Raw genomic sequence first — 21,538 nt, 5'->3', positions numbered from 1 at the left:
TCGACGGCAGGTTCGTTTTTTCCTGCGCCCTCGCTGCCCCCATATTCGCACTTTTCCCGAGGTTTGCCTCTTCGCAAACGCAATAGTGATTGCACCCTTGCGCAAGGGGCTTAAAATCGCATCTTAACGACCTAGATATGGAGAGGCGAAGTTCTCCCTCCTGGCAATCAGCTGTCGGTTTGAGAACAGTTTGGAGAATGATGAAAGATGATCGCTAAGCCGATCTACATGCAGGGCGAGGGCGAAGGGGAAGACGGCGGCGGCACCAACCGCGGAACGTCTGTTATCACCCGCGTCAAGCCGAAAACGAAAAGACCGAATTTGTACCGTGTTCTTTTACTGAATGACGATTACACTCCCATGGAATTCGTCATCCATATTCTGGAACGGTTTTTCCAGAAGGATCGCGAGGCGGCAACCCGCATCATGCTGCACGTGCACCAGCACGGCGTGGGCGAATGTGGGGTGTTTACATATGAGGTCGCAGAGACGAAAGTAAGCCAGGTCATGGATTTCGCCCGACAGCACCAGCACCCGCTGCAGTGCGTCATGGAAAAGAAATGAGGATCGCAACGTGCCAACTTTTTCCCCGAGTCTCGAGAAGGCGCTGCACCAGGCACTGACCTTTGCAAATGAGCGTCACCACGAATATGCGACGCTCGAACATCTCCTTCTGGCGCTGATCGACGACGCGGATGCCGCAGCCGTCATGGGCGCCTGCAATGTCGATCTGGATGCTCTTCGCAAGACTGTCAGCGATTACGTCGACAATGAATTGACCAACCTCGTCACCGGTTATGACGAGGATTCCAAGCCCACATCCGGCTTCCAGCGTGTCATCCAGCGGGCCGTCATCCATGTTCAATCGTCCGGCCGCGAGGAAGTGACGGGCGCGAACGTGCTTGTGGCCATTTTTGCCGAGCGCGAAAGCCATGCCGCCTATTTCCTGCAGGAACAGGAAATGACCCGTTACGACGCGGTCAACTACATCTCCCACGGCATTGGTAAGCGCCCCGGCACGTCGCAGACGCGCCCGCCGCGCGGCGCCGATGAGCCGGAAAGCGAGAACAAGCCGAACCGAAGCAATCCGGAAGAGGACGGTTCGTCCGCCAAAAAGCAGCAGGATGCTCTGAAGGCTTATTGCGTCAATCTCAACGAGAAGGCCAAGAACGGCAAGATCGACCCGTTGATCGGCCGACACGACGAGGTCAACCGCACGATCCAGATCCTCTGCCGCCGCTCCAAGAACAACCCGCTTTATGTGGGTGATCCGGGCGTGGGCAAGACGGCGATTGCCGAAGGCTTGGCCAAGCGTATCGTCGAAGGCAAGGTGCCGGAAGCGCTTGCCAATGACACTATCTTCTCTCTCGACATGGGCACGCTGCTGGCCGGCACCCGCTATCGCGGTGATTTCGAGGAGCGGCTGAAGCAGGTCGTCAAGGAACTCGAGGAGTTTCCGGGCGCGGTTCTGTTCATCGATGAAATCCACACCGTCATCGGTGCCGGCGCCACTTCCGGCGGCGCGATGGATGCATCGAACCTCTTGAAGCCTGCCTTGTCTTCTGGCGCGATCCGCTGCATCGGTTCGACCACTTATAAGGAATATCGCCAGTTCTTCGAAAAGGACCGTGCGCTCGTTCGTCGTTTTCAGAAAATCGACGTCAACGAGCCGTCGATCGATGACGCAATCGCCATCATGAAGGGCCTGAAACCCTATTTCGAGGACTACCATCACCTCAGATATTCCAACGAGGCGATCAAGGCTGCCGTCGAATTGTCGGCCCGCTATATTTCGGACCGCAAGCTGCCGGATAAGGCGATTGACGTGATCGACGAGACCGGTGCCGCACAGATGTTGCTGCCTGTTTCCAAGCGCCGCAAGCTGATCACCGAACGGGAAATCGAGGCCACCATCGCGACGATGGCCCGTATTCCCGCGAAGACGGTTTCCAAGGATGACGAGATGGTCCTCGCCAACCTTGAAAAAGAACTGCGCTCGGTCGTTTATGGTCAGGACATCGCCATTGAGGCGCTTGCCACGGCCATCAAGCTGGCGCGTGCGGGCCTGCGCGAACCGAACAAGCCAATCGGCTCCTATGTCTTTTCCGGCCCGACGGGCGTGGGCAAGACGGAAGTGGCCAAGCAGCTTGCCGCTTCGCTCGGCGTCGAGATGCTGCGCTTCGACATGTCGGAGTACATGGAGCGTCATACCGTTTCGCGCCTGCTCGGTGCGCCTCCCGGTTATGTCGGCTTCGATCAGGGCGGTCTCCTGACCGATGGCGTCGATCAGCATCCGCATTCCGTGGTGCTGCTGGACGAAATCGAAAAGGCGCATCCTGATATCTACAACATCCTGTTGCAGGTGATGGACCACGGCTCGCTGACAGACCATAACGGCAAGAAGATCGACTTCCGCAACGTCATCCTGATCATGACGACCAATGCGGGTGCGTCCGAAATGGCGAAATCGGCGATCGGTTTCGGCTCTTCGCGCCGCACGGGTGAGGATGAAGAGGCGATAAACCGCCTGTTCACGCCGGAGTTCCGCAACCGTCTGGATGCGATCATTCCGTTCTCGCCGCTGCCGACCGCCGTTATCCACAAGGTCGTGCAAAAGTTCGTCATGCAGCTGGAAACCCAGCTCTCCGAGCGCAACGTCACCTTCGATCTGCATGAAGATGCGATCTCCTGGCTGGCGGAGAAGGGTTACGACGAAAAGATGGGTGCCCGCCCGCTGTCGCGTGTGATCCAGGAAAACATCAAGAAGCCGCTCGCCAATGAAATCCTCTTCGGCAAGCTCAAGAAGGGCGGCGTCGTCAGCGTCACCGTCGGCAAGAAGGATGACGGTTCCGACGGTCTGATCCTTGAGGTTCTGCCGGAGACCGCACCCGTGAAACCGCAGCCGGAGGCCGAGCTGAAGGCGGCGAAATCGCCGGGCAAACCGAAGGCCAAGGCGAAAACGGCGTCCAAGGCGGCTAAGGCCAATGAAGAGGCGGATGTTCTTGTTGCCGAGGCCGACAAGTCGGACGATGACAGCAAGCCGCGGCGCAAGACCAATGCGGTGCCGAAAGTGCCGAAGAAGAAATGATCGAGGTCTTCGACCGATAAACCGATGCCGGGCGAAAGCCCGGCATTTTCATGTATGAAGCGCGTCGCGTTTTTCCCTGATGCCTGCGACGCTCTTTTTTATTTTATGCATGACGTTACCCCGAAGCTGCGGCACAGTTTCGGGTGATATGCACAAGTGGGTCAGCAATGCAGACTGCCGACAGCGATACCATCCCCCTGAGTGGCTGGTTTTTCCGGGGAATGCGGGGCATATTTTCGCTGCCCTCGCTCATTCTTATGACATCTTTCGTCGGTTTCAGCGCCTTCGCGCTGGAATCGGGTGTTGCGCGCGGCGAAGCCGTCTTCATGACGCTGATGATCTGGGCCCTGCCGGCCAAGATGATCCTGATCGGCTCCATGGTCGGCGGCGCCAATCTTGCTGCCTGCTTTCTGGCGGTGACGCTGTCGTCGGTCCGGATGATGCCGATGGTCGCCTCCATCGTTCCGGAAATGCGCGGCGCGAAGACGCCGACATGGATTTTGCTGTTTCTGTCGCATTTCGTTGCGATCACGGCCTGGGTCTTTGCTACGCAGAACCTCTCCAGGGTGCCGCGTGAAGCCCGCGCCGCCTGGTTCGCTGGTTTTGGCATGACGCTCACCGTGGTCAATGCCATCATCGTCGGCCTGTGTTACGGCGTCGTCGCCGCCTTTCCACCACTCGTCGCCGGCGTGCTGTTTTTTCTCACACCGGTCTATTTCGTGGCATCGATCTGGGCTTCGGCCCGTCATTCCGTCGTCAAGGTCGCCTTCGTCATCGGCGTCATCGCCGGGCCCGCCTTCGCGGTCATCGCACCGGAATTCGATATTCTCTATGCCGGGATAGGCGGGGGCACGGCTGCCTATCTGATCGACCGCCTCGTGTTCCGCCGCCGGATAAAACCCGTCTCACCGGAGAGCGAACCATGATTACGGAACATTGGTGGGCGCCCTATCTCTTCATCGCGATTGCCGGCTGGCTGGCGACCGATCTCTGGCGGTGGCTCGGCGTTCTCGCCGGTAACCGCCTGAAGGAGGATTCCGAAGCGCTGCACTGGGTGAGGGCGGTCGCCACGGCGCTCGTCATGGCCGTCACCGCCAAGCTGATCGTCTTTCCAACCGGAACGCTGGAAGCATCCCCCCTGTGGCTGCGCATCGGCGCTGCCGCACTCGGTTTCATCGCATTTCTGATGGCAGGCCAGCGGGTCATCGTCGGTGTGGCGGTGCCGATCCTGCTTCTGGCGGGTGGGTTGTTCGCGCTCGGTTTCTGAGATTGGTTTACGTCAGAGACCGCTCCGTCGGGCTTCCGCAACAAGCCAATCCGCAAGAAGTCTAGCCGGTGCGGTCATCTCGTCTGCTTCCATCAGCCAGTAATATTTCTCCGTATCCGTCGCCCGATCGAAGAGCACGATCAGTTGACCTTCGGCGATCTCTTTGTGAAACAGCGCCGTCGGGCAGAGGCCAATGCCTTGACCGGCTTTGAGCGCGGTCACGAGCAGATTGAAATCCGCAAAAACCGGACCGGCGTTATCGGGCAGGGATATTCCCCCGGCTGCGAACCAGTTCTGCCAAGCCGCCTCGGTGTCGTCATGCAGCAATTCCGCTCCTAAGAGGCTGTCAATATTGTCGAAAGGACCGAATTTAGCGACATAGCCCGGCGCGCATGTCGGTCGCGTCTCTGCGCTGAAAAGCGCGACCGCATTTTCCCCGGACGCGACGCCATGCCCTATGGTGAGATCGGCCGGTATTGCGTGATGCGCACCGGAATAGCTGATGGATACCTGTATATCGGGGTAAAGCGCCCGAAAGCGAGGCAGGCGGGGCGTCAGAAAATGCGCGACGACTGAGGGCAGGCTGGCAAGGCGAACGGTCATGCGGTCACGGCCCTGACGGATCCGGGCGGCGCCAGAGGCAATCTGGCGTAGGGCAGTCGAAACCGTCGTGCCGAATTCTTTTCCGGCCGGGGTAAGCCTCACACCCCTCGCATGCCGCTCGAACAGCGCTACACCGAGCCATGCCTCCAGATTGCGCACATGCTGGCTGACGGCAGTTGCCGTCATGCCGAGTTCCTGCGCAGCCAGAGAAAAACTCGTTCTTCTGGCTGCGGCTTCGAATGCCCGGAGGGTGGTGAGCGGCGGTAATTTCATGGTGTCTCAAGGGTAAGTAAGACTTGGCCTGAGCGCAAGAAGAACCCGTCTTGTCAGGCGCGCGCACATGGCGCAATTTCGCCTCTAGATTTTGATTGCCTGAGGATTTCATGACCCCCTTGACCGCCACCGAACCCGTCGACGCCGCTGAACGCCGCGCCGTCCGTCCTGTTGTCGTTTATCCGAACGGGACGCTTGAAATGCCGGACCTTGCACGTCTGGAAGAAGCCAAACGAAGCATGGAAAAGATCGATGAGGTCATTGTGCCGCCGCGTGACGGCCGCACCTTCAACGTTCCGAAGGGGCATTTTTTTCGCATCGTAAGTGTTGAAGGTCCGCAGGTCGGAGACCTGAACCTCTGGAACGCCCATGATCTGACCGAGCGGTTTTTCAGCGGCAAGACCCGCGCCCTGCACGCCACCCATGTTTCGGTCGGCAACCGGCTGTGGAGCAACCTGCCGTCCCTGCGGCCGATGGCGACGATCACCCATGACACGCTATCGTGGTACGGTTTCGATGAAGACGGCGGCGGTGTGCATGACGTAATCGGCACACGCTGCGATCCCTATACCAACAAGCTCCTGAGCGGCGGTGATTACCACCATTGCTGTCATTCCAATCTGACCAATGCGCTGGCCTCCTCAAGGGGCCTGTCATTCCGGCAGGCGGAACCGCATGTGCATGACGTCCTCAATGTCTTCATGTGCACGGGTTTCACCCGCGACACACACCAATATTTCATGAAGGCGAGCCCGGTGCGTCCGGGTGATTATCTGGAGCTTTTCGCCGAGATCGATCTTATCGGCGCGCTTTCCGCCTGTCCGGGCGGTGATTGCAGCGCCACGCATTCGAGCGATACGGCGGCCTGTTATCCGCTGAAGGTGGAAATATTCCGGCCCGATATGACGGCGCTTGAAGGCTGGCCGTGGCCGGAGAGGAATGCTTACCGCTCTCCGGAATGATCAGTCCGAAAACCGCTCCTGCGTCATGCTCGGGCCTGTCCCGAGCATTTGCAACCGATTGATTTTCGATACGAGGTTGGGTCCTCGGCGCAAGGCCGAGGATAAAGTCGACCAGGCAACCATCACGAAGCAAGCGCGGCCTTTATCTTCTCCGCGTGGGCCTTCAATATGTCGCCATCGGCCATCACGCCGGAATGCGGCTTCAGCGGCTCGCCTTCCTTGCGCGGAATAACGTGGAAATGCAGATGGAAAACGGTCTGGCCAGCCGCCGGCTCGTTGAACTGCGCGATGAAGACGCCATCGGCATCGAAGGCTTCCTTTGCCGCAACCGCCAGTTTCTGAACGACGGGAATGGTCCTCGCCAGCACTTCCGGGTCGGCATCGAGCAGGTTGCGGGAGCCGGTCTTGGGAACAACGAGCAGATGGCCGGGGGCCTGCGGCATCACATCCATGAAAGCAAGTGTATGCTCGTCCTCGTAAAGCTTGTGACACGGAATTTCGCCGCGCAGTATTTTTGCGAAGATATTGTTGTCGTCATAGGCGCTGGCCGTCATCGTGATCTCTCCTCATGGCGGACTTATACGTCCGGTTCCTGTCTCTCGCCCCTGCGGAAGGGCGTGTGTTCATCGAGATAATCGCCGATATGCTCGACTTCCTCACGCTCACGCTGAAGATAATCGGCAATGGCGCGGCGCAGGCCCGGATGGACAATGAAATGTGCCGAGTGGGTGGTGACCGGCATATAACCGCGCGCCAACTTATGTTCGCCCTGGGCACCGGCTTCCACCCGTTTCAATCCCTTCGCCAGCGCGAAATCGATTGCCTGATGATAACAGACCTCGAAATGCAGGAAGGGATGATCCTCGATGCAGCCCCAGTGGCGGCCGTAAAGCGCGTCCGAGCCGATGAAATTGATCGCACCGGCAATATAGCGCCCCTCGCGTTTCGCCATTACCAGCAGCACATCATCGGCCATGCGTTCGCCGATCAGCGAATAAAACTCCCGGGTCAGATATGGCCGGCCCCATTTGCGGCTGCCGGTATCCATATAGAAGGCGAAGAACTGGTCCCAGATATCCTCGGTCAGGTCGCTCCCAGTCAGCCAGTCGATCTCGATGCCGCTTTCCAGCGCCGCGCGGCGTTCCTTTTTCAACCCCTTGCGCTTGCGTGAGGAAAGGGCGTCAAGAAAATCATCATGGTCGCGATAACCGTCATTGATGAAGTGGAACTGCTGGTCAGTCCTGTGCAGGAAATCGCGCGGCAGAAGGGCGGACAGATCGCCCTCTTCCAGAAATGTGACATGTGCCGAGGAGACACCGATCTTCTCCGTCACCTGGGCAAGACCGGAGGCCAGTAACGCCTTGAATCGGGTCTCGTCCTCGATTTCTGAAACGAGCAGACGTGGCCCGGTTGCGGGTGTGAAGGGCACTGAACATTGCAGTTTAGGGTAATAATGCCCGCCCGCCCGTTCGAAAGCATCCGCCCAGCCGTGGTCAAAGACATATTCGCCCTTGCTGTGGTTCTTCAGATAGGCCGGCACCGCGCCGACGAGAACACCGGAGGCGTTTTCGAGAAGCAGATGATGCCCGAGCCAGCCGGTTTTGCCAGTCGCCGACCCAGATTCTTCCATGGATGATAAAAATTCATGGGAAATAAAGGGGTTGTATATTTTTCCTGACATATTGCGCGAGGTTCCGGAAAGCCGCTTCCAGCTTTCCGGATCGATATCCCTGAAGGATTGCGCAATGCTGATGGAATAGTCTTCTGTCATGCCGTAGCGGATGGGTTCTCTCTCGGGTAGAAACCTTCGAATGTCATCTGGTCCGCATATTTATAAGTAGTCGCGCGCGCATTTTCATCCCTGACCGTCCAGGTAATCACCGGAACCCCGAGTTTTCTTTGCGCTTCGATGAAGCTGTTGGGCAGATGACCCCAATGATAGGAAATGAAATCGAGCCCCATCTGCATCGCTTCGTCATGTTTAAAGAAGTCCTCCGGCTTGTCGCCTTCGGCCGTGAGCCCGAGCGGCCAGGGCGAGCCGGCGGCCTTCAGATCTCTCAGCAGATGGTGGTCGAAGCTCATCAGCGCGACGTGGCCCTTATAGCCCTCGAGGTCTTCCAGCACCGCCTCGGCAAAACCGTCGTCGACGCCTTCGCCTTCGCGGCCCTTCAGCTCGATGACGAGCGGCACCTTGCCGGCGCAGAGCACCAGAAGTTGCTTGAGGGTAGGGACGCGATCCTTGGTTTGCCCAACGGAAAGCATCGCCAGCTCTGCCGAGGTGCGTTCACGCACATCGCCTTTGATGCCGGTCAGCCTCTCCAGGTCGTGGTCATGGAAAACCACCGGCACGCTGTCCGCTGCCAGCTGAACGTCGCATTCTATGGCGAAACCGGCTTCGATGGCGCGGGAAAACGCGGAAAGCGTGTTTTCCCAGACCGCCTTGTTGAGATCATGATAACCGCGATGGGCGACGGGCTGAGCCGTCAACCAGGAGAGTTTCAGCGTCATACGTCGATTTCCAGGATGGCGTCGATTTCGACAGCGGCATTGAAGGGTAGGCAAGCCATGCCGACGGCGGCGCGGGCGTGTTTGCCGGGCTCACCGAGAACATTGGCAATGAGATTGGAAGCGCCGTTGATGACAAGGTGCTGCTCCACGAACTCCGGAACCGACGCGACAAAGCCATTCAGCTTGATGACACGACGGATTTTCGAGAGATCGCCATTCAAAGCGGCCTTGACCTGTGCGAGAATGTTGACGGCGCATAATTCTGCCGCGCGCTGGGCGCTGGCAACGTCGACATCACGGCCAACAAGGCCCGTCACCGCAATCTTGCCCGATTCCATCGGCAGTTGACCTGATACATAAAGAAGATTGCCGCTGATGGTGAACGGAACGTAGTTTGCGGCTGGTGCTGCGGCGACAGGAAGCGTAAAGCCGAGTTCCTTGAGGCGGCCTTCGATGACGTCAGACATTTTCGTCTCCGGTTTTGTTGTAAATCCTTCAAGAATCCGGCATTCAGAAGATGTTGATCCAAAAGCCGGGTGGTTGCTTGTACAATATGAGCAGCGAGTCCAACAGGAGATATTGCATGTTTGTCAGGACGCTGGGTTTCGTTGCCGCAACAGGGCTTATGACCGGCCTGTCAAACGCTGCCAATGCCTTGCCCGTCGCGGTTCCTGATCTCGTATCGCACCGCGCCGTCTACGATCTCGAACTCAAGGATGCGTCTGACCGTTCCGGCATCGAGGGCATGACCGGCCGCATGGTCTATGAATTCACCGGCTCTGCCTGTCAGGGTTACAAGACGGATTTCCGTTTCGTGACGCAGATCAACACTGGCGACGCCGTGCGCATGACCGACCAGCAGACCACCACGTTCGAAGATATCGCGGCCAAGAAATTTACCTTCGAGACCAAGTCCTACACCGACGACAAGCTGGACAAGGAAGTGCAGGGGGCGGCGATCGACGGCACTGACGGCGTGAAGGTCGATCTGACCCGGCCGGATGCCCGCCAGGTCAGCCTCGTCGCCAGCGAATTCCCGACGCAGCATATGTTTCAGGTCATCGAACATGCAAAGCAGGGAAAACGCATCTTCGAATCCCGCATTTTCGACGGTTCCGATGATGGCGATGAAAGCCTGATCACGTCCACCCTGGTCGGCAAGTCGCAGATACCGAAGGATGGCGATGCCGATGCCGGCAAGGCTGGCGAATTCGCCAAAGCGGCATTCTGGCCGGTAACGATCGCCTATTATAACGACAAGACCGGCACCGACGCCCTGCCGATTTACCGCATGTCGTTCAAGCTTTACGAAAACGGAATCACCCGCGATCTGACGATGGATTACGGCGATTTTGTTCTGACGGGAAAGCTTACGAAGCTCGATATTCTCAAGCCAGAAACCTGCGAAAACAAGCCGGTTCGCTGAAACGCGGGCCGTTCTCGCGGTTTTTTCGCATAAATGCTTGCATTTTCATGCGGGCGACTGTATGCGGCTCACCATTCCACACGCGAAGCTTGGGATGTTCCGGGAGAAATCCGGTTCGTTCCGCCCGGTGGTGTCGATGAAAATTGGCGCTGTTCGCTTCGCGGGGGTTAAACCGGAAAAGGAGTAACAAGGCATGGCATTGCCCGATTTTTCTATGCGTCAGCTTCTGGAAGCTGGTGTTCACTTCGGCCACCAGACGCACCGCTGGAACCCGAAGATGAAGCCGTACATCTTCGGCGACCGTAACAACATCCACATCATCGACCTGGCTCAGACCGTTCCGATGCTGTCGCGCGCCCTTCAGGTCGTGTCCGACACCGTCGCTCGTGGCGGCCGCGTTCTGTTCGTCGGCACCAAGCGTCAGGCGTCCGAAATCATTGCCGACAGCGCAAAGCGTTCGGCCCAGTACTACGTCAACTCCCGCTGGCTCGGCGGCATGATGACCAACTGGAAGACCATCTCCAACTCGATCCAGCGCCTGCGCAAGGTCGACGAGATCCTGAACTCGGAAGCTTCCGGCTACTCCAAGAAGGAACGCCTGAACCTTGAGCGCGAGCGCGAAAAGCTCGAAAAGGCTCTCGGCGGTATCCGCGATATGGGCGGCGTACCTGACCTGATGTTCATCATCGACACCAACAAGGAAAAGATCGCGATCGAAGAAGCCAAGCGTCTTGGCATTCCGGTCGTTGCGATCATCGACAGCAACTGCGACCCTGACCATATCGACTACCCGATCCCGGGTAACGACGATGCTTCGCGCGCCATCTCGCTTTACTGCGACCTGATCGCCCGCGCCGCCATCGACGGTATCGCACGTCAGCAGGGCGCTTCCGGCCGCGACATCGGCGCTTCCGAAGAAGCTCCGATCGAGCCCGCTCTCGAAGACGAGGCTGGCGCCTGATCTAGGCCCTGTCTGGCGGCGATTTCTTAATCGCCGTCTCCTCGACCAGGATATGACAAGGCCGTCAAAGACCTTCAATGGGTTGACGGCCTTGTTCGTTTCTAACCGCTCCGCCATGGGTTTTTAAAAACCGCAGGCGTCCGATGTGGTTGGAACGGTAGGTAGTCTTCATAACGCTGTCACACTAGAGCGGCACCCATCATTTCGATGTTTGGCGACGCCGCAGCACTTGGGAATGCGCATGCCCCTTGCCGGACTTCCGGGTTTCAAAGGGTGTGCGGCCGGGTACAGTCATCACCCAGAACTTCGGCACGGCGAATTCAGCCGGCTGACCGATCGAACCGATAAGAGGCACACAATGACCGAAATCACAGCCGCAATGGTGAAGGAACTGCGCGAAAAGTCCGGCGCAGGCATGATGGACTGCAAGAAGGCTCTTGCTGAGACCAATGGCGACATGGAAGCGGCAATCGACTGGCTGCGCGCCAAGGGCATCGCAAAGGCCGACAAGAAGTCCGGCCGCACGGCTGCCGAAGGTCTGGTCGGTGTCGCCACCATGGGTCACAAGGCTGTTGTCGTTGAGCTGAACTCCGAAACCGACTTCGTTGCCCGCAACGATGCGTTTCAGGACCTCATCCGCGGTATCGCCCAGGTCGCCCTCACCACCGATGGCACCGTTGACGCCGTTTCCGCCGCCACCTACCCGGCAACCGGCAAGTCCGTTGCCGACAGCATCAAGGACGCAATCGCCACCATCGGTGAGAACATGACGCTGCGCCGCTCGGCTGCACTCGAAGTGCCGCACGGCGTTGTTGCGACCTACATTCACAACGCTGCCGGCGACGGCATCGGCAAGCTCGGCGTTCTCGTTGCCCTGAAGTCGGAAGGCGACAAGGCCGTTCTGAACTCCATCGGCCGTCAGGTTGCCATGCACATCGCTGCGACCAACCCGCTCGCCATCCGCGCTGAAGAAGTTGACGCCGCTGTTGCCGAGCGCGAGCGCAACGTCTTCATCGAACAGGCCCGCGAATCCGGCAAGCCGGAAGCCATCATCGAAAAGATGGTCGATGGCCGCATGCGCAAGTTCTTCGAAGAAGTCGCCCTTCTGTCGCAGGCTTTCGTCATCAACCCTGACCTGACCGTCGGCGACGCCGTCAAGGCAGCCGAAAAGGAAGCCGGCGCTTCCATCGAAGTGACGGGTATGGTTCGCCTGCTGCTCGGCGAAGGCGTCGAGAAGGAAGAAAGCGATTTCGCAGCGGAAGTCGCAGCCGTCGCCAAGGGCTGATTATATTTACCCAATCTTGGGAAAACGGGAGGGCATCGCGTGACAACGCGGTGCCCTTCGTGTATCCGCGTTTCGGTTACATTTCCGAGGAGTCATGATGTCTTCCAAGCCGATCTACAAACGTGTTCTTCTCAAGGCTTCCGGTGAAGCCCTCATGGGCGATCAGGGTTTCGGTATCGATGTGGCGGTGGCTGACCGCATCGCTTCCGATATCGCGCAGGCGAGGGCGATGGGCGTCGAAGTCGGTGTTGTCGTCGGCGGCGGCAATATTTTCCGCGGTGTCGCCGTGGCCTCCAAGGGCGGCGACCGCGTTACCGGCGACCATATGGGCATGCTGGCGACCGTCATCAACGCGCTGGCGCTCGCAACCTCGCTACGCAAGCTCAGCATCGATACCGTCGTTCTTTCCGCAATCGCCATGCCTGAAATCTGTGAAAGCTTCTCGCAACGTGCGGCGCTCCATCATCTCGCGCAGGGGCGCGTGGTGATTTTCGCCGGCGGTACGGGCAACCCGTTCTTCACCACTGATTCCGCTGCTGCACTGCGCGCGGCCGAAATGGGCGCCGAAGCGATCTTCAAGGGCACGCAGGTGGACGGCATCTATTCCGCCGATCCGAAGAAGGACCCGACGGCGACCCGTTTCGACGAACTGACCCACAGTGAAGTGCTCGGCAAGGGGCTGGCGGTTATGGATGTCGCCGCCGTTGCGCTGGCCCGCGAAAACCACATTCCGATCATTGTTTTCTCGATCCACGAGAAGGGCGGTTTTGCGCAGATATTGACCGGCGGCGGCCGCAAGACCATCGTGCACGACAAATAATCAAAACGATGCCGCCTCAAGGGGCGATTACGGCCGCTGGCCGACAAGATGGAGTATCAAGATGAGTGGTGTTGACCTCAACGATATCAAGCGCCGTATGGATGGCGCCATCAATGCGTTCAAGAGCGATATCGCGTCGCTGCGCACCGGCCGCGCCTCGGCCAATATTCTCGATCCGGTCACCGTCGACGCCTATGGCTCGCGTGTGCCGCTCAACCAGGTGGCCAACATCACAGTTCCGGAGCCGCGCATGCTCGGCGTCAACATCTGGGACAAGTCGATGGTCAACGCTGTCGACCGTGCGATCCGCGAATCCAATCTCGGCCTCAACCCCATCGTCGACGGCCAGAACCTGCGCATTCCTCTGCCTGAACTCAACGAGGAGCGCCGCAAATCGCTCGTGAAGGTCGCCCATGATTATGCCGAAAAGTCCAAGGTGGCGATTCGCCATGTGCGTCGTGATGGCATGGATGGTCTGAAAAAAGCCGAAAAGGACGGTGACATCGGTCAGGACGAAAGCCGTGGACAGTCGGAAAAGGTTCAGAAAATGACCGATGACACGATTTCGGAAATTGACCGCTTGCTTGCCGAGAAGGAAAAGGAAATCATGCAGGTCTGACATCGTTCGCGATAGATCTGTATTTTATTCGTTTTAATTCCGCGCTGCCCTGTTACTGGATCGATATGCCGACGACGACACGTTCCTCCATTCCCGAGCACGTTGCCATCATCATGGATGGCAATGGACGCTGGGCAAAGCAGCGCGGTCTTCCGCGCGTGATGGGGCATCGCCGCGGTGTGGAGGCCGTGCGCGAGACCGTTCGCGCGGCCGGCGACTGCGGAATACGCTATCTCACGCTCTTTGCCTTCTCCTCGGAAAACTGGCGTAGACCCGAATCCGAGGTGAGCGATCTGATGGGGCTTTTGAAAGCCTTCATCCGGCGTGATCTTGCGGAACTGCACCGCGAAAATGTCCGCGTGCGGATCATCGGCGACCGGCAGGGGCTGAAGCACGACATACGCGCGCTCCTCGAAGAGGCGGAGCAGATGACGGCGGACAATACCAAGCTGACGCTGGTGATCGCTTTCAATTACGGCAGTCGCGACGAGATTGCGCGTGCGACAGCGGCGATTGCGCGCGATGTCGCCGAAGGCAGGATTAATGCCGAATCCATTACGCCGGAGATGATTTCGGCCAGACTAGACACGTCCGGTATGCCCGATCCGGATCTCATTATCCGCACCAGCGGCGAAGAGCGCCTGTCGAACTTCCTGCTCTGGCAGGCTGCTTATTCCGAGTTTCTGTTCGTTCCCGAATATTGGCCGGACTTCGACCGCCAGCGATTCTTCTCCGCAATCGAGCAATATGCAACGCGTGACCGCCGCTTCGGCGCACTCACCGAGCAGGTTGCCGTGGCAGGCGCCTGATGAGCCGTGAACTCAGACTGCGGATTGTGTCCGCAATCGTCATGGCGGCGGTCATTCTGGCCGCGACCTGGTATGGCGGCATTCTGTTCCGCATCGTTGCGGGCCTTCTGGCGATCCTCATCTATTATGAATGGTCGACGATTAGCCGGCTGTCGGAGTCGAACCCGACAGGCAACGCCTGGGGCTGGTTCGCGGTTGCCGTCATCGCCGGTAACACGATCTTCGGCGAATCCTCGCTCGATCTGCCTCTATTATCCGGCTTCACGCTGACCGCTGCGCTGTTTCCGATCCTGCGCGGCAAAAATTGGTGGCTGGTGGGTGGTATTTTTTATGCGGGCCTGAGCGGCATATCGCTCTCGGCCATCCGTGGTGACGAGCTGACGGGCTTCGTGTCCATCCTGTTCATCTTCGCCGTCGTCTGGTCGACGGATATTCTTGCCTATTTCGTAGGGCGCGCCATTGGCGGGCCGAAGCTCGCACCTTCGATCTCGCCCGGCAAGACCTGGTCTGGCGCCATCGGCGGGGCGGTGGCGGCCGTGATCGGCGGCGGCGCGGTGTCTATGGCCTATCACGGCAGGATCAGCGTGCTGGTGCTGGTGCTCGCTCTTATTCTTTCGGTATTCAGCCAGATAGGCGATCTCTTCGAATCCTTCGTGAAACGGCGTTTCCAGGTCAAGGATTCCAGCCATCTCATTCCAGGCCATGGCGGCTTCATGGACCGAGTTGACGGTCTTGTTTTCGCCTGCTTTGCGGTATTCCTCATAGCTTTCGTGCATGCGGCGGCAACCGGCGACGTGCCCGGATCGGGCGGCGGTCTGTTGCCGGGTTTCTGAGCGGCGCGAAAGGTCACGACACAAAGGGCAGATTGTCATGAACACAGTAATGGCGGCGACCGGTTTTCTGACCGGCTATATCGTGCCCTTCATCCTGGTGCTGTCGCTGCTCGTTTTTGTGCATGAGATGGGCCACTATCTTGTTGGTCGCTGGTGCGGAATCCGCTCCACCGCGTTTTCCATCGGTTTCGGCCCGGAGCTGATCGGTTTCACCGACAAGCGCGGCACGCGATGGAAAATTTCGGCGATTCCGCTCGGCGGTTACGTCAAGTTCTTCGGCGATGAGGACGCGGCGAGCAAGCCGGATAGTTCCGGCCTGTCGCATATGTCGCTGGAGGAGAGGGCGCAGACGCTTTCCGGTGCTAAGCTGTGGAAGAGGGCGGCCACGGTTGCCGCAGGCCCGATCGCGAATTTCATTCTCGCCATTCTCATCTTTGCGGTGCTCTTTGGCATTTATGGCCGGATGATCGCCGATCCGGTCGTGGCGGAAGTCCGCGAAAACAGTGCTGCTGCCGCAGCCGGCGTTCAACCCGGTGACAGGCTGGTGGCGATCGATGGCGAAAAAGTGATGACCTTCGAGGATGTCCGCCGTTATGTCGGCATCCGCCCGGGCACGCCGATCACCGTAACGGTTGAAAGGGCGGGCGAGGAGCTGAAGCTGCCGATGGTTCCGACCCGCACGGAGACAACGGACCAGTTCGGCAACAAGTTGGAGATGGGTATTATCGGCATCGTCACCGACCAGACCAGCGGTAACTTTCGCCATATTGAATATTCACCGTCTGAGGCGCTGGCTGAAGGTGTGCGCGAAACCGGCCACGTTATCACCGGCACCTTCAATTATATCGGCAATCTCGTGACTGGGCGCATGAATGCCGATCAGCTTGGCGGTCCGGTCCGGGTGGCGCAGGCGTCCGGCCAGATGGCGACACTCGGTATTTCCGCCGTTATCCAGCTTGCCGCCGTTCTTTCCGTCTCCATCGGTCTTTTGAACCTGATGCCTGTGCCGGTTCTGGACGGCGGGCACCTTGTGTTCTACGCCATCGAGGCCATTCGCGGCAGGCCGCTCGGTGCGGGCGCGCAGGAAGTCGCGTTCCGTATCGGAATGATGATGATTTTGGGCCTGATGGTTTTTGCAACATGGAACGATATCAGCAGCTTGATCGGCTGATGATTGTGTTTTAACGGTTTTGTTAGTGACTTGTTTACCGTGTTTATATGCCGAAGTGGCGAATGAGCCACTCTGAAGCACGAAGTAAACAGAATTTAACGTTCACGCTTGCTTGTAGGGGAAAAGCAGGTAAAACGACGCACATGGCCGGAGTCGGGTTCCGCCCGCTGAGGGACAACGTAAAAAGGTAAGAATTGAAATGAAGGCTGGTTCAAGATTTTTGAACGCTGTGTCGGCGGTTGCTCTGTCTGCCGGTGTTTCTTCGGTTGCGGGCCTTGGTGTGCTTGCCTCTGTTGGCGTTGCACATGCAGCCGTCATCAGCAGGATCGATGTTCGCGGGGCCGAAAGGTCGGGCGCGGACTCCGTGCGTTCCAACATCACCATTGCGCCGGGTAAGAACTTTTCCAATTCGGACATCGATGAATCGGTGAAGCGTCTTTACGCCACAGGTTATTTCTCGAATGTCTCCATGCGCGTTTCCGGCAGTACGCTGGTCGTGACGGTCGACGAGAACCAGCTGGTCAATCAGGTGGTCTTCAACGGCAACCGCAAGATCAAGGACGACAAGCTCGCCGGCATCGTGCAGACCCAGTCGATGGGTCCGTTCAATCAGGCAATCGTGACGGCGGATATCGCTCGTATCAAGGAAGCTTACGCAGCCATTGGCCGCAGCGATGTCGAAATCACCACGCAGACCGTTTCCGTCGGTCAGGGCCGGGTGAACATTGCTTTCGTCATCAATGAAGGCGAGCGCACGAAGATCGGTCGCATCGATTTCGTCGGCAACAATGCCTATAGCGATGGTCGTCTGGCCGCTGTCATCAATACCAAGAAGTCCAACATGCTGTCCTTCCTGACGCGTAAGGACGTTTATAACGAGGACAAGCTGCGCGCCGACGAAGAGGCGCTGCGCCAGTTCTACTATAACCGCGGTTATGCCGACTTCCGGGTCGTATCGTCTGACGCGGTGCTGGACGAATCCAAGAACGAATACACCATCTCGATCACGGTCGATGAAGGCAAGAAATATGATTTCGGCAACGTCGTTGTCGAATCGACCGTTCCGGGTGTTGATGGTGCGGAATTGCAGGGTCTCGTTGAAACCCGCCAGGGTGCAAGCTACAGCGCCAAGGAAGTTCAGCAGAGCATGGAGGCGATTTCCAAGCGCGTGGCCGGCGAAGGCTATCCCTTCGCCCGCGTAACCCCGCGTGGTGACCGCGACATGGCGGGCAATACCATCGGTGTGACCTATATCGTCGACCAGGGTGAGCGCGCTTACGTCGAACGTATCGAAATCCGTGGCAACACCCGCACGCGTGACTATGTCATCCGTCGCGAATTCGATATTTCCGAAGGCGATGCGTTCAACCAGACAGTCATCACCGCTGCGAAGCGTCGTCTCGAAGCGCTGGGTTACTTCTCCAAAGTCAATATTTCGACCGCCGGCGGCAGCGCGCCTGACCGTGTCGTGATCGTGGTTGACGTTGAAGATCAGTCGACGGGTTCGTTTGGTATCGGCGCGGGCTACTCGCAGAACGACGGCGTTCTGCTCGAAGCTTCCATCGAAGAAAAGAACTTCCTCGGTCGCGGCCAATACATCCGTCTCGCCGCCGGTGCGGGTGAAGATGATGCGCGCAGCTATACGCTGTCCTTCACGGAGCCTTATTTCCTCGGCTACCGTCTGGCAGCAGGTTTCGACCTGTTCAAGAGCCAGAGCCGCAGCGAAGACTATTATGACTACGACGAGCAGGGCTTCTCGCTGCGCGTGACCGCGCCGATCACCGAAGACCTCTCAACGACGTTCAAGTACACCTACAAGCAGCTCAATTATGACGGCGAAGGCGACTGGGAAACCGGCAGCAACCTTGCCGCTCCCTACAAGGACCTGATCCGTGGCGGTGACTGGACGCAGTCCATCATTTCGAACACGCTGAACTACAATACGCTCGATGACCGCAACATGCCGCGCGAAGGCTGGCAGGCTGCTCTGACGAACGAATTTGCAGGTCTCGGCGGCGATTCCGAATATTACAAGATTTACGCCAAGGCTCGCTTCTTCTACACGCTTTCCGATGAGTACGATGTCATCGGCTCTCTGACCGGCCAGGCCGGTCACGTGGTGCCGACAGGCGACAATCTGCTTGTGTTCGATCAGTTCAAGTTCGGCGGTCGTCAGGTTCGGGGCTTCAAGAACGATGGTATCGGTCCGCGCATCGGCTCCGACTCCATCGGCGGCACGACCTATTTCGCCGCTTCCGCTGAAGTCTCGGCTCCGATGCCTGGCGTTCCGGAAGATTTCGGCCTGCGCCTTGCTGGCTTCGTGGATGCAGGCACGCTGTATGGCAACAAGGTTGCCAACAGCGCAGGTGTGAAGGACGACAACTCCATCCGCGCATCCGCCGGCGTGGGTGTGATGTGGGCGTCGCCTTTCGGTCCGATCCGTGTCGACTACGCCGTGCCTTTCGCCAAGGAAGACTACGACGAGGAACAGCGTTTCCGGTTTGGCATGTCCAACACTTTCTGATATCGGCAGTCCAGAACTGCAACTTTGAACGTTCTGGAGTTTCCGGCTGATGGAATACAACGCCTTTTTTCCGCCCCACGAGGGACTGCGATTGAAAGATATCGCAGACCGTCTTGGGGCGGAACTGTCTGATGACGCAGCGGGAGAGCGGATCATTCGCTCCGTCGCGCCGGTGTACCGGGCAAAACCCGATCAGCTCTGCTATATTCTTTCGCGCAAGAACCGCGACGAGCTGCAGACCTGCGACGCTGGCGCCGTCATTTGTGACGCCGCACTTGTGGACATGCTTCCGTCTCACACCCCTGCGCTGATATCGAAAAACCCGCACACGCTGTTTGCGCAGGTTGGTGCCTTGCTGCATCCTTCCGCCATGCGTCCTGGTCCGATTGCGCGTATGGACGCTGAAATTTCCCATGCTGCGCATGTCGATCCATCCGCGAAGCTGGAGGCGGGCGTCATCGTCGAGTCGCTCGCCGTGATTGGAGCTGGCGCCCATATTGGCGCGGGTACGCGCATCGGTCCCGGCGTCATCATCGGGCAGGATGTGCAGATCGGGCGCGATTGCACCATTGCCGGCGGCGCAAGCGTTCTTGCGGCCCTCATTGGTAATAATGTGATTATCCATAACGGCGCGCGCATCGGTCAGGATGGTTTCGGTTATGCGCCCGGTCCGCGCGGCATGCTGAAGATCGTGCAGATCGGCCGGGTCATCATTCAGGACAATGTCGAGATTGGCGCCAACACCACGATTGATCGCGGCACCATGGATGACACGGTCATCGGCGAAGGCACCAAGATCGACAATCAGGTCCAGATCGGCCACAACGTGCGCATCGGCCGCCATTGCGGCATCGTCAGCAAGGTTGGCATCGCGGGCAGCACCCGCATAGGCGACGGTGTGATGATTGGCGGTGCGGCCGGAATCAATGGCCATATCAACATTGGCGACGGCGTACAGATCGCGGCGATGAGCGGTGTTGTGGCGGACGTGCCGGCAGGCGCCCGTTATGGCGGCACGCCTGCGCGTCCGATGAAATATTTCCTGCGCGACATGGCCGAAATTCTGGCGCGCGCTGAAGGGCGTGATAAAAAAACAGGAGAGAAAAAAAATGACTGAAGAAACGAAGACGGCGCTCGGCGCGGCTGACATTCTGGAAGTCATGAAGCTTCTGCCGCATCGTTACCCGTTCCTGCTGATCGACAAGATCATTGAGATCGATGGTAACAATTCGGCGATCGGCATCAAGAACGTCACTGTCAACGAACCGCATTTCACCGGTCATTTCCCGGACCGGCCGATCATGCCCGGCGTTCTGATCGTTGAGGCCATGGCCCAGACGGCGGGTGCGATCTGTGCTCGCAGCCAGGGTGAGGGCGGTCACCTAGTCTATTTCATGACAATCGACAATGCGCGTTTCCGCAAACCCGTGGTCCCCGGCGATCGTCTGGAAATTCACGTCGTCAAGCAGCGCCAGCGCGGCAATGTCTTCAAATTCCATTGCGAAGCGAAGGTGGACGGCGCGCTGGTGGCGGAGGCTGATGTCGGCGCCATGATGATCCCCGAGGATCAGCAATGAGCACGATCGCCGCCTCGGCCAGAATTCATCCGAGCGCCGTGATCGAAGACGGTGCGGTGATCGGTGAAAACGTCGTCATCGGTGCGCTGAGCTATGTCGGTGCAAAAGTCACGCTGCATGACGATGTCCAGCTGCACAATCACGCCGTTGTTTCCGGCCTGACCGTGATCGGCCGTGGCTCGGTTGTCCATCCCATGGCGGTCATCGGCGGCGCGCCGCAGGCGGTTCGCCACGACGGTTCGGAAACGACGCTCGAGATCGGTGAGCGCTGCATCATGCGTGAGGGCGTAACGATGAACGCCGGCAGTTCCGATGGCAGCGGCAAGACCGTTATCGGCGACGATAATCTTTTCCTCGCCAATTCGCATGTGGCGCATGATTGCCGCCTCGGTAGCCATATCATCCTGTCGAACAATGTGATGCTGGCGGGCCATGTCACCATCGAGGACCGCGCGATTCTGGGCGGCGGCTGCGCCGTGCACCAGTTCACGCGCATCGGCCGCCAGGCCTTCATCGGCGGACTGTCGGCGGTCAACTACGATGTCATTCCTTATGGCATGCTGAATGGCAATCCCGGCATCCTTGGCGGTCTGAACGTCGTCGGCATGACCCGCGCCGGCATTGAGCGCGCCGATATCCACAAGGTCAGACGCGTCTACAAGGCGATTTTCGAGGCCGAAGGCACGATCCGCGGCAATGCCGCAGCCATTGACCGTAACGACTATCTGGATTGCCCGCAGGCGCTTGAAGTCATCGATTTCATCGGTGCGGATAGCGACCGCGCAATCTCCTCGCCCAACCGGGGCAAGTGA

22 protein-coding genes are annotated in these 21,538 nt (G+C 58.6%); 17 read left to right on the top strand and 5 right to left on the bottom strand.

Annotated features, from left to right (window positions below):
• Positions 1-207: 207 nt before the first annotated feature.
• The 4 genes from clpS (at position 208) to BS627_RS06460 (ending at position 4,355) form a co-directional block, all read left to right on the top strand.
• Complete coding sequence (clpS, locus tag BS627_RS06475) at positions 208-564, top strand: ATP-dependent Clp protease adapter ClpS (protein WP_003502541.1); 357 nt, start codon at positions 208-210, stop codon at positions 562-564.
• 10 nt (positions 565-574) lie between these two features.
• Positions 575-3,088: an ATP-dependent Clp protease ATP-binding subunit ClpA gene (gene clpA, locus BS627_RS06470; protein WP_077982385.1), complete on the top strand. Its 2,514-nt coding sequence runs from the start codon at positions 575-577 to the stop codon at positions 3,086-3,088.
• 167 nt (positions 3,089-3,255) lie between these two features.
• The gene (locus BS627_RS06465) at positions 3,256-4,014 is read left to right on the top strand and encodes an AzlC family ABC transporter permease (protein ID WP_020810567.1); all 759 of its coding nucleotides are present in this window, start codon (positions 3,256-3,258) and stop codon (positions 4,012-4,014) included.
• Positions 4,011-4,355 carry an AzlD domain-containing protein gene (locus BS627_RS06460; protein ID WP_165691152.1) on the top strand — a complete coding sequence of 115 codons (345 nt, stop codon included), beginning with the start codon at positions 4,011-4,013 and terminating at the stop codon, positions 4,353-4,355. Before BS627_RS06465 ends, BS627_RS06460 begins: the two co-directional genes overlap by 4 nt.
• A 12-nt stretch (positions 4,356-4,367) precedes the next feature.
• Here BS627_RS06460 and BS627_RS06455 read toward each other — a convergent pair whose 3' ends face one another.
• Complete coding sequence (locus BS627_RS06455; protein ID WP_077982384.1) at positions 4,368-5,231, bottom strand: LysR substrate-binding domain-containing protein; 864 nt, start codon at positions 5,229-5,231, stop codon at positions 4,368-4,370.
• Positions 5,232-5,341: 110 nt separating this feature from the next.
• Between BS627_RS06455 and BS627_RS06450 the strand changes: the two genes are divergently transcribed.
• Positions 5,342-6,193 (top strand): urea carboxylase-associated family protein, encoded by an 852-nt coding sequence (locus tag BS627_RS06450; RefSeq protein WP_077982383.1) that lies wholly within the window; start codon positions 5,342-5,344, stop codon positions 6,191-6,193.
• Positions 6,194-6,315: 122 nt separating this feature from the next.
• On the opposite strand, the gene BS627_RS06445 is transcribed toward BS627_RS06450, so the two are convergent.
• From BS627_RS06445 to BS627_RS06430, 4 genes are read right to left on the bottom strand one after another with little or no spacing between them, the layout of a single operon-like run.
• Entirely contained in the window at positions 6,316-6,747 is a 432-nt protein-coding gene (locus tag BS627_RS06445; RefSeq protein WP_077982382.1) for an HIT family protein, read from the bottom strand.
• 23 nt (positions 6,748-6,770) lie between these two features.
• A complete protein-coding gene (locus tag BS627_RS06440; protein WP_077982381.1) occupies positions 6,771-7,964 on the bottom strand; it encodes a GNAT family N-acetyltransferase in 1,194 nt (397 codons plus the stop codon).
• Entirely contained in the window at positions 7,961-8,701 is a 741-nt protein-coding gene (locus BS627_RS06435; protein ID WP_165691151.1) for a glycerophosphodiester phosphodiesterase, read from the bottom strand. The genes BS627_RS06440 and BS627_RS06435 overlap by 4 nt, the downstream gene beginning before the upstream one ends.
• The gene (locus BS627_RS06430; protein ID WP_077982380.1) at positions 8,698-9,168 is read right to left on the bottom strand and encodes a RidA family protein; all 471 of its coding nucleotides are present in this window, start codon (positions 9,166-9,168) and stop codon (positions 8,698-8,700) included. Before BS627_RS06430 ends, BS627_RS06435 begins: the two co-directional genes overlap by 4 nt.
• Before the next feature lie 116 nt (positions 9,169-9,284).
• On the opposite strand from BS627_RS06430, the gene BS627_RS06425 reads away from it, so the two are divergent.
• The 12 genes from BS627_RS06425 to lpxA all read left to right on the top strand — a co-directional run bounded on the left by BS627_RS06425 (position 9,285) and on the right by lpxA (position 21,538).
• Positions 9,285-10,127, top strand: coding sequence for a cell envelope integrity EipB family protein (locus BS627_RS06425; protein WP_077982379.1), 843 nt, complete (start codon positions 9,285-9,287; stop codon positions 10,125-10,127).
• 193 nt (positions 10,128-10,320) lie between these two features.
• The gene (gene rpsB, locus BS627_RS06420) at positions 10,321-11,088 is read left to right on the top strand and encodes a 30S ribosomal protein S2 (RefSeq protein ID WP_003496241.1); all 768 of its coding nucleotides are present in this window, start codon (positions 10,321-10,323) and stop codon (positions 11,086-11,088) included.
• A gap of 358 nt (positions 11,089-11,446) precedes the next feature.
• Entirely contained in the window at positions 11,447-12,373 is a 927-nt protein-coding gene (gene tsf, locus BS627_RS06415; RefSeq protein ID WP_077982378.1) for a translation elongation factor Ts, read from the top strand.
• 97 nt (positions 12,374-12,470) lie between these two features.
• Positions 12,471-13,193, top strand: coding sequence for a UMP kinase (gene pyrH, locus BS627_RS06410; protein ID WP_077982942.1), 723 nt, complete (start codon positions 12,471-12,473; stop codon positions 13,191-13,193).
• Positions 13,194-13,254: 61 nt separating this feature from the next.
• Positions 13,255-13,812 (top strand): ribosome recycling factor, encoded by a 558-nt coding sequence (gene frr / locus BS627_RS06405; RefSeq protein ID WP_004441558.1) that lies wholly within the window; start codon positions 13,255-13,257, stop codon positions 13,810-13,812.
• A gap of 65 nt (positions 13,813-13,877) precedes the next feature.
• The gene (locus BS627_RS06400) at positions 13,878-14,621 is read left to right on the top strand and encodes an isoprenyl transferase (protein WP_077982377.1); all 744 of its coding nucleotides are present in this window, start codon (positions 13,878-13,880) and stop codon (positions 14,619-14,621) included.
• Complete coding sequence (locus tag BS627_RS06395) at positions 14,621-15,454, top strand: phosphatidate cytidylyltransferase (protein WP_077982376.1); 834 nt, start codon at positions 14,621-14,623, stop codon at positions 15,452-15,454. Before BS627_RS06400 ends, BS627_RS06395 begins: the two co-directional genes overlap by 1 nt.
• A gap of 49 nt (positions 15,455-15,503) precedes the next feature.
• The gene (gene rseP, locus BS627_RS06390) at positions 15,504-16,625 is read left to right on the top strand and encodes an RIP metalloprotease RseP (RefSeq protein ID WP_165691200.1); all 1,122 of its coding nucleotides are present in this window, start codon (positions 15,504-15,506) and stop codon (positions 16,623-16,625) included.
• Positions 16,626-16,824: 199 nt separating this feature from the next.
• A complete protein-coding gene (gene bamA, locus BS627_RS06385) occupies positions 16,825-19,149 on the top strand; it encodes an outer membrane protein assembly factor BamA (protein ID WP_077982374.1) in 2,325 nt (774 codons plus the stop codon).
• Positions 19,150-19,198: 49 nt separating this feature from the next.
• Positions 19,199-20,266, top strand: a complete 1,068-nt coding sequence (lpxD, locus tag BS627_RS06380; protein WP_077982373.1) for a UDP-3-O-(3-hydroxymyristoyl)glucosamine N-acyltransferase — start codon at positions 19,199-19,201, stop codon at positions 20,264-20,266.
• Complete coding sequence (gene fabZ, locus BS627_RS06375) at positions 20,259-20,726, top strand: 3-hydroxyacyl-ACP dehydratase FabZ (RefSeq protein WP_065653924.1); 468 nt, start codon at positions 20,259-20,261, stop codon at positions 20,724-20,726. Before lpxD ends, fabZ begins: the two co-directional genes overlap by 8 nt.
• Positions 20,723-21,538, top strand: coding sequence for an acyl-ACP--UDP-N-acetylglucosamine O-acyltransferase (lpxA, locus tag BS627_RS06370; protein WP_077982372.1), 816 nt, complete (start codon positions 20,723-20,725; stop codon positions 21,536-21,538). The genes fabZ and lpxA overlap by 4 nt, the downstream gene beginning before the upstream one ends.

This window comes from Agrobacterium salinitolerans (genome assembly GCF_002008225.1).
GTDB classification, from domain to species: domain Bacteria; phylum Pseudomonadota; class Alphaproteobacteria; order Rhizobiales; family Rhizobiaceae; genus Agrobacterium; species Agrobacterium salinitolerans.
Note: the sequence above shows the minus strand (reverse complement) of the source record. Positions and strands in the feature narration are given on the sequence as shown.

What these genes read in the sequence shown, in the direction of transcription:
- clpS (WP_003502541.1), top strand. Translation starts at nt 208, where the DNA reads ATGATCGCTAAGCCGATCTACATGCAGGGCGAGGGCGAAGGGGAAGAC.
- BS627_RS06465 (WP_020810567.1), top strand. Translation starts at nt 3,256, where the DNA reads ATGCAGACTGCCGACAGCGATACCATCCCCCTGAGTGGCTGGTTTTTC.
- BS627_RS06460 (WP_165691152.1), top strand. Translation starts at nt 4,011, where the DNA reads ATGATTACGGAACATTGGTGGGCGCCCTATCTCTTCATCGCGATTGCC.
- BS627_RS06455 (WP_077982384.1), bottom strand. Translation starts at nt 5,231, where the DNA reads ATGAAATTACCGCCGCTCACCACCCTCCGGGCATTCGAAGCCGCAGCC.
- BS627_RS06450 (WP_077982383.1), top strand. Translation starts at nt 5,342, where the DNA reads ATGACCCCCTTGACCGCCACCGAACCCGTCGACGCCGCTGAACGCCGC.
- BS627_RS06445 (WP_077982382.1), bottom strand. Translation starts at nt 6,747, where the DNA reads ATGACGGCCAGCGCCTATGACGACAACAATATCTTCGCAAAAATACTG.
- BS627_RS06440 (WP_077982381.1), bottom strand. Translation starts at nt 7,964, where the DNA reads ATGACAGAAGACTATTCCATCAGCATTGCGCAATCCTTCAGGGATATC.
- BS627_RS06435 (WP_165691151.1), bottom strand. Translation starts at nt 8,701, where the DNA reads ATGACGCTGAAACTCTCCTGGTTGACGGCTCAGCCCGTCGCCCATCGC.
- BS627_RS06430 (WP_077982380.1), bottom strand. Translation starts at nt 9,168, where the DNA reads ATGTCTGACGTCATCGAAGGCCGCCTCAAGGAACTCGGCTTTACGCTT.
- BS627_RS06425 (WP_077982379.1), top strand. Translation starts at nt 9,285, where the DNA reads ATGTTTGTCAGGACGCTGGGTTTCGTTGCCGCAACAGGGCTTATGACC.
- rpsB (WP_003496241.1), top strand. Translation starts at nt 10,321, where the DNA reads ATGGCATTGCCCGATTTTTCTATGCGTCAGCTTCTGGAAGCTGGTGTT.
- tsf (WP_077982378.1), top strand. Translation starts at nt 11,447, where the DNA reads ATGACCGAAATCACAGCCGCAATGGTGAAGGAACTGCGCGAAAAGTCC.
- pyrH (WP_077982942.1), top strand. Translation starts at nt 12,471, where the DNA reads ATGTCTTCCAAGCCGATCTACAAACGTGTTCTTCTCAAGGCTTCCGGT.
- frr (WP_004441558.1), top strand. Translation starts at nt 13,255, where the DNA reads ATGAGTGGTGTTGACCTCAACGATATCAAGCGCCGTATGGATGGCGCC.
- BS627_RS06400 (WP_077982377.1), top strand. Translation starts at nt 13,878, where the DNA reads ATGCCGACGACGACACGTTCCTCCATTCCCGAGCACGTTGCCATCATC.
- BS627_RS06395 (WP_077982376.1), top strand. Translation starts at nt 14,621, where the DNA reads ATGAGCCGTGAACTCAGACTGCGGATTGTGTCCGCAATCGTCATGGCG.
- rseP (WP_165691200.1), top strand. Translation starts at nt 15,504, where the DNA reads ATGGCGGCGACCGGTTTTCTGACCGGCTATATCGTGCCCTTCATCCTG.
- bamA (WP_077982374.1), top strand. Translation starts at nt 16,825, where the DNA reads ATGAAGGCTGGTTCAAGATTTTTGAACGCTGTGTCGGCGGTTGCTCTG.
- lpxD (WP_077982373.1), top strand. Translation starts at nt 19,199, where the DNA reads ATGGAATACAACGCCTTTTTTCCGCCCCACGAGGGACTGCGATTGAAA.
- fabZ (WP_065653924.1), top strand. Translation starts at nt 20,259, where the DNA reads ATGACTGAAGAAACGAAGACGGCGCTCGGCGCGGCTGACATTCTGGAA.
- lpxA (WP_077982372.1), top strand. Translation starts at nt 20,723, where the DNA reads ATGAGCACGATCGCCGCCTCGGCCAGAATTCATCCGAGCGCCGTGATC.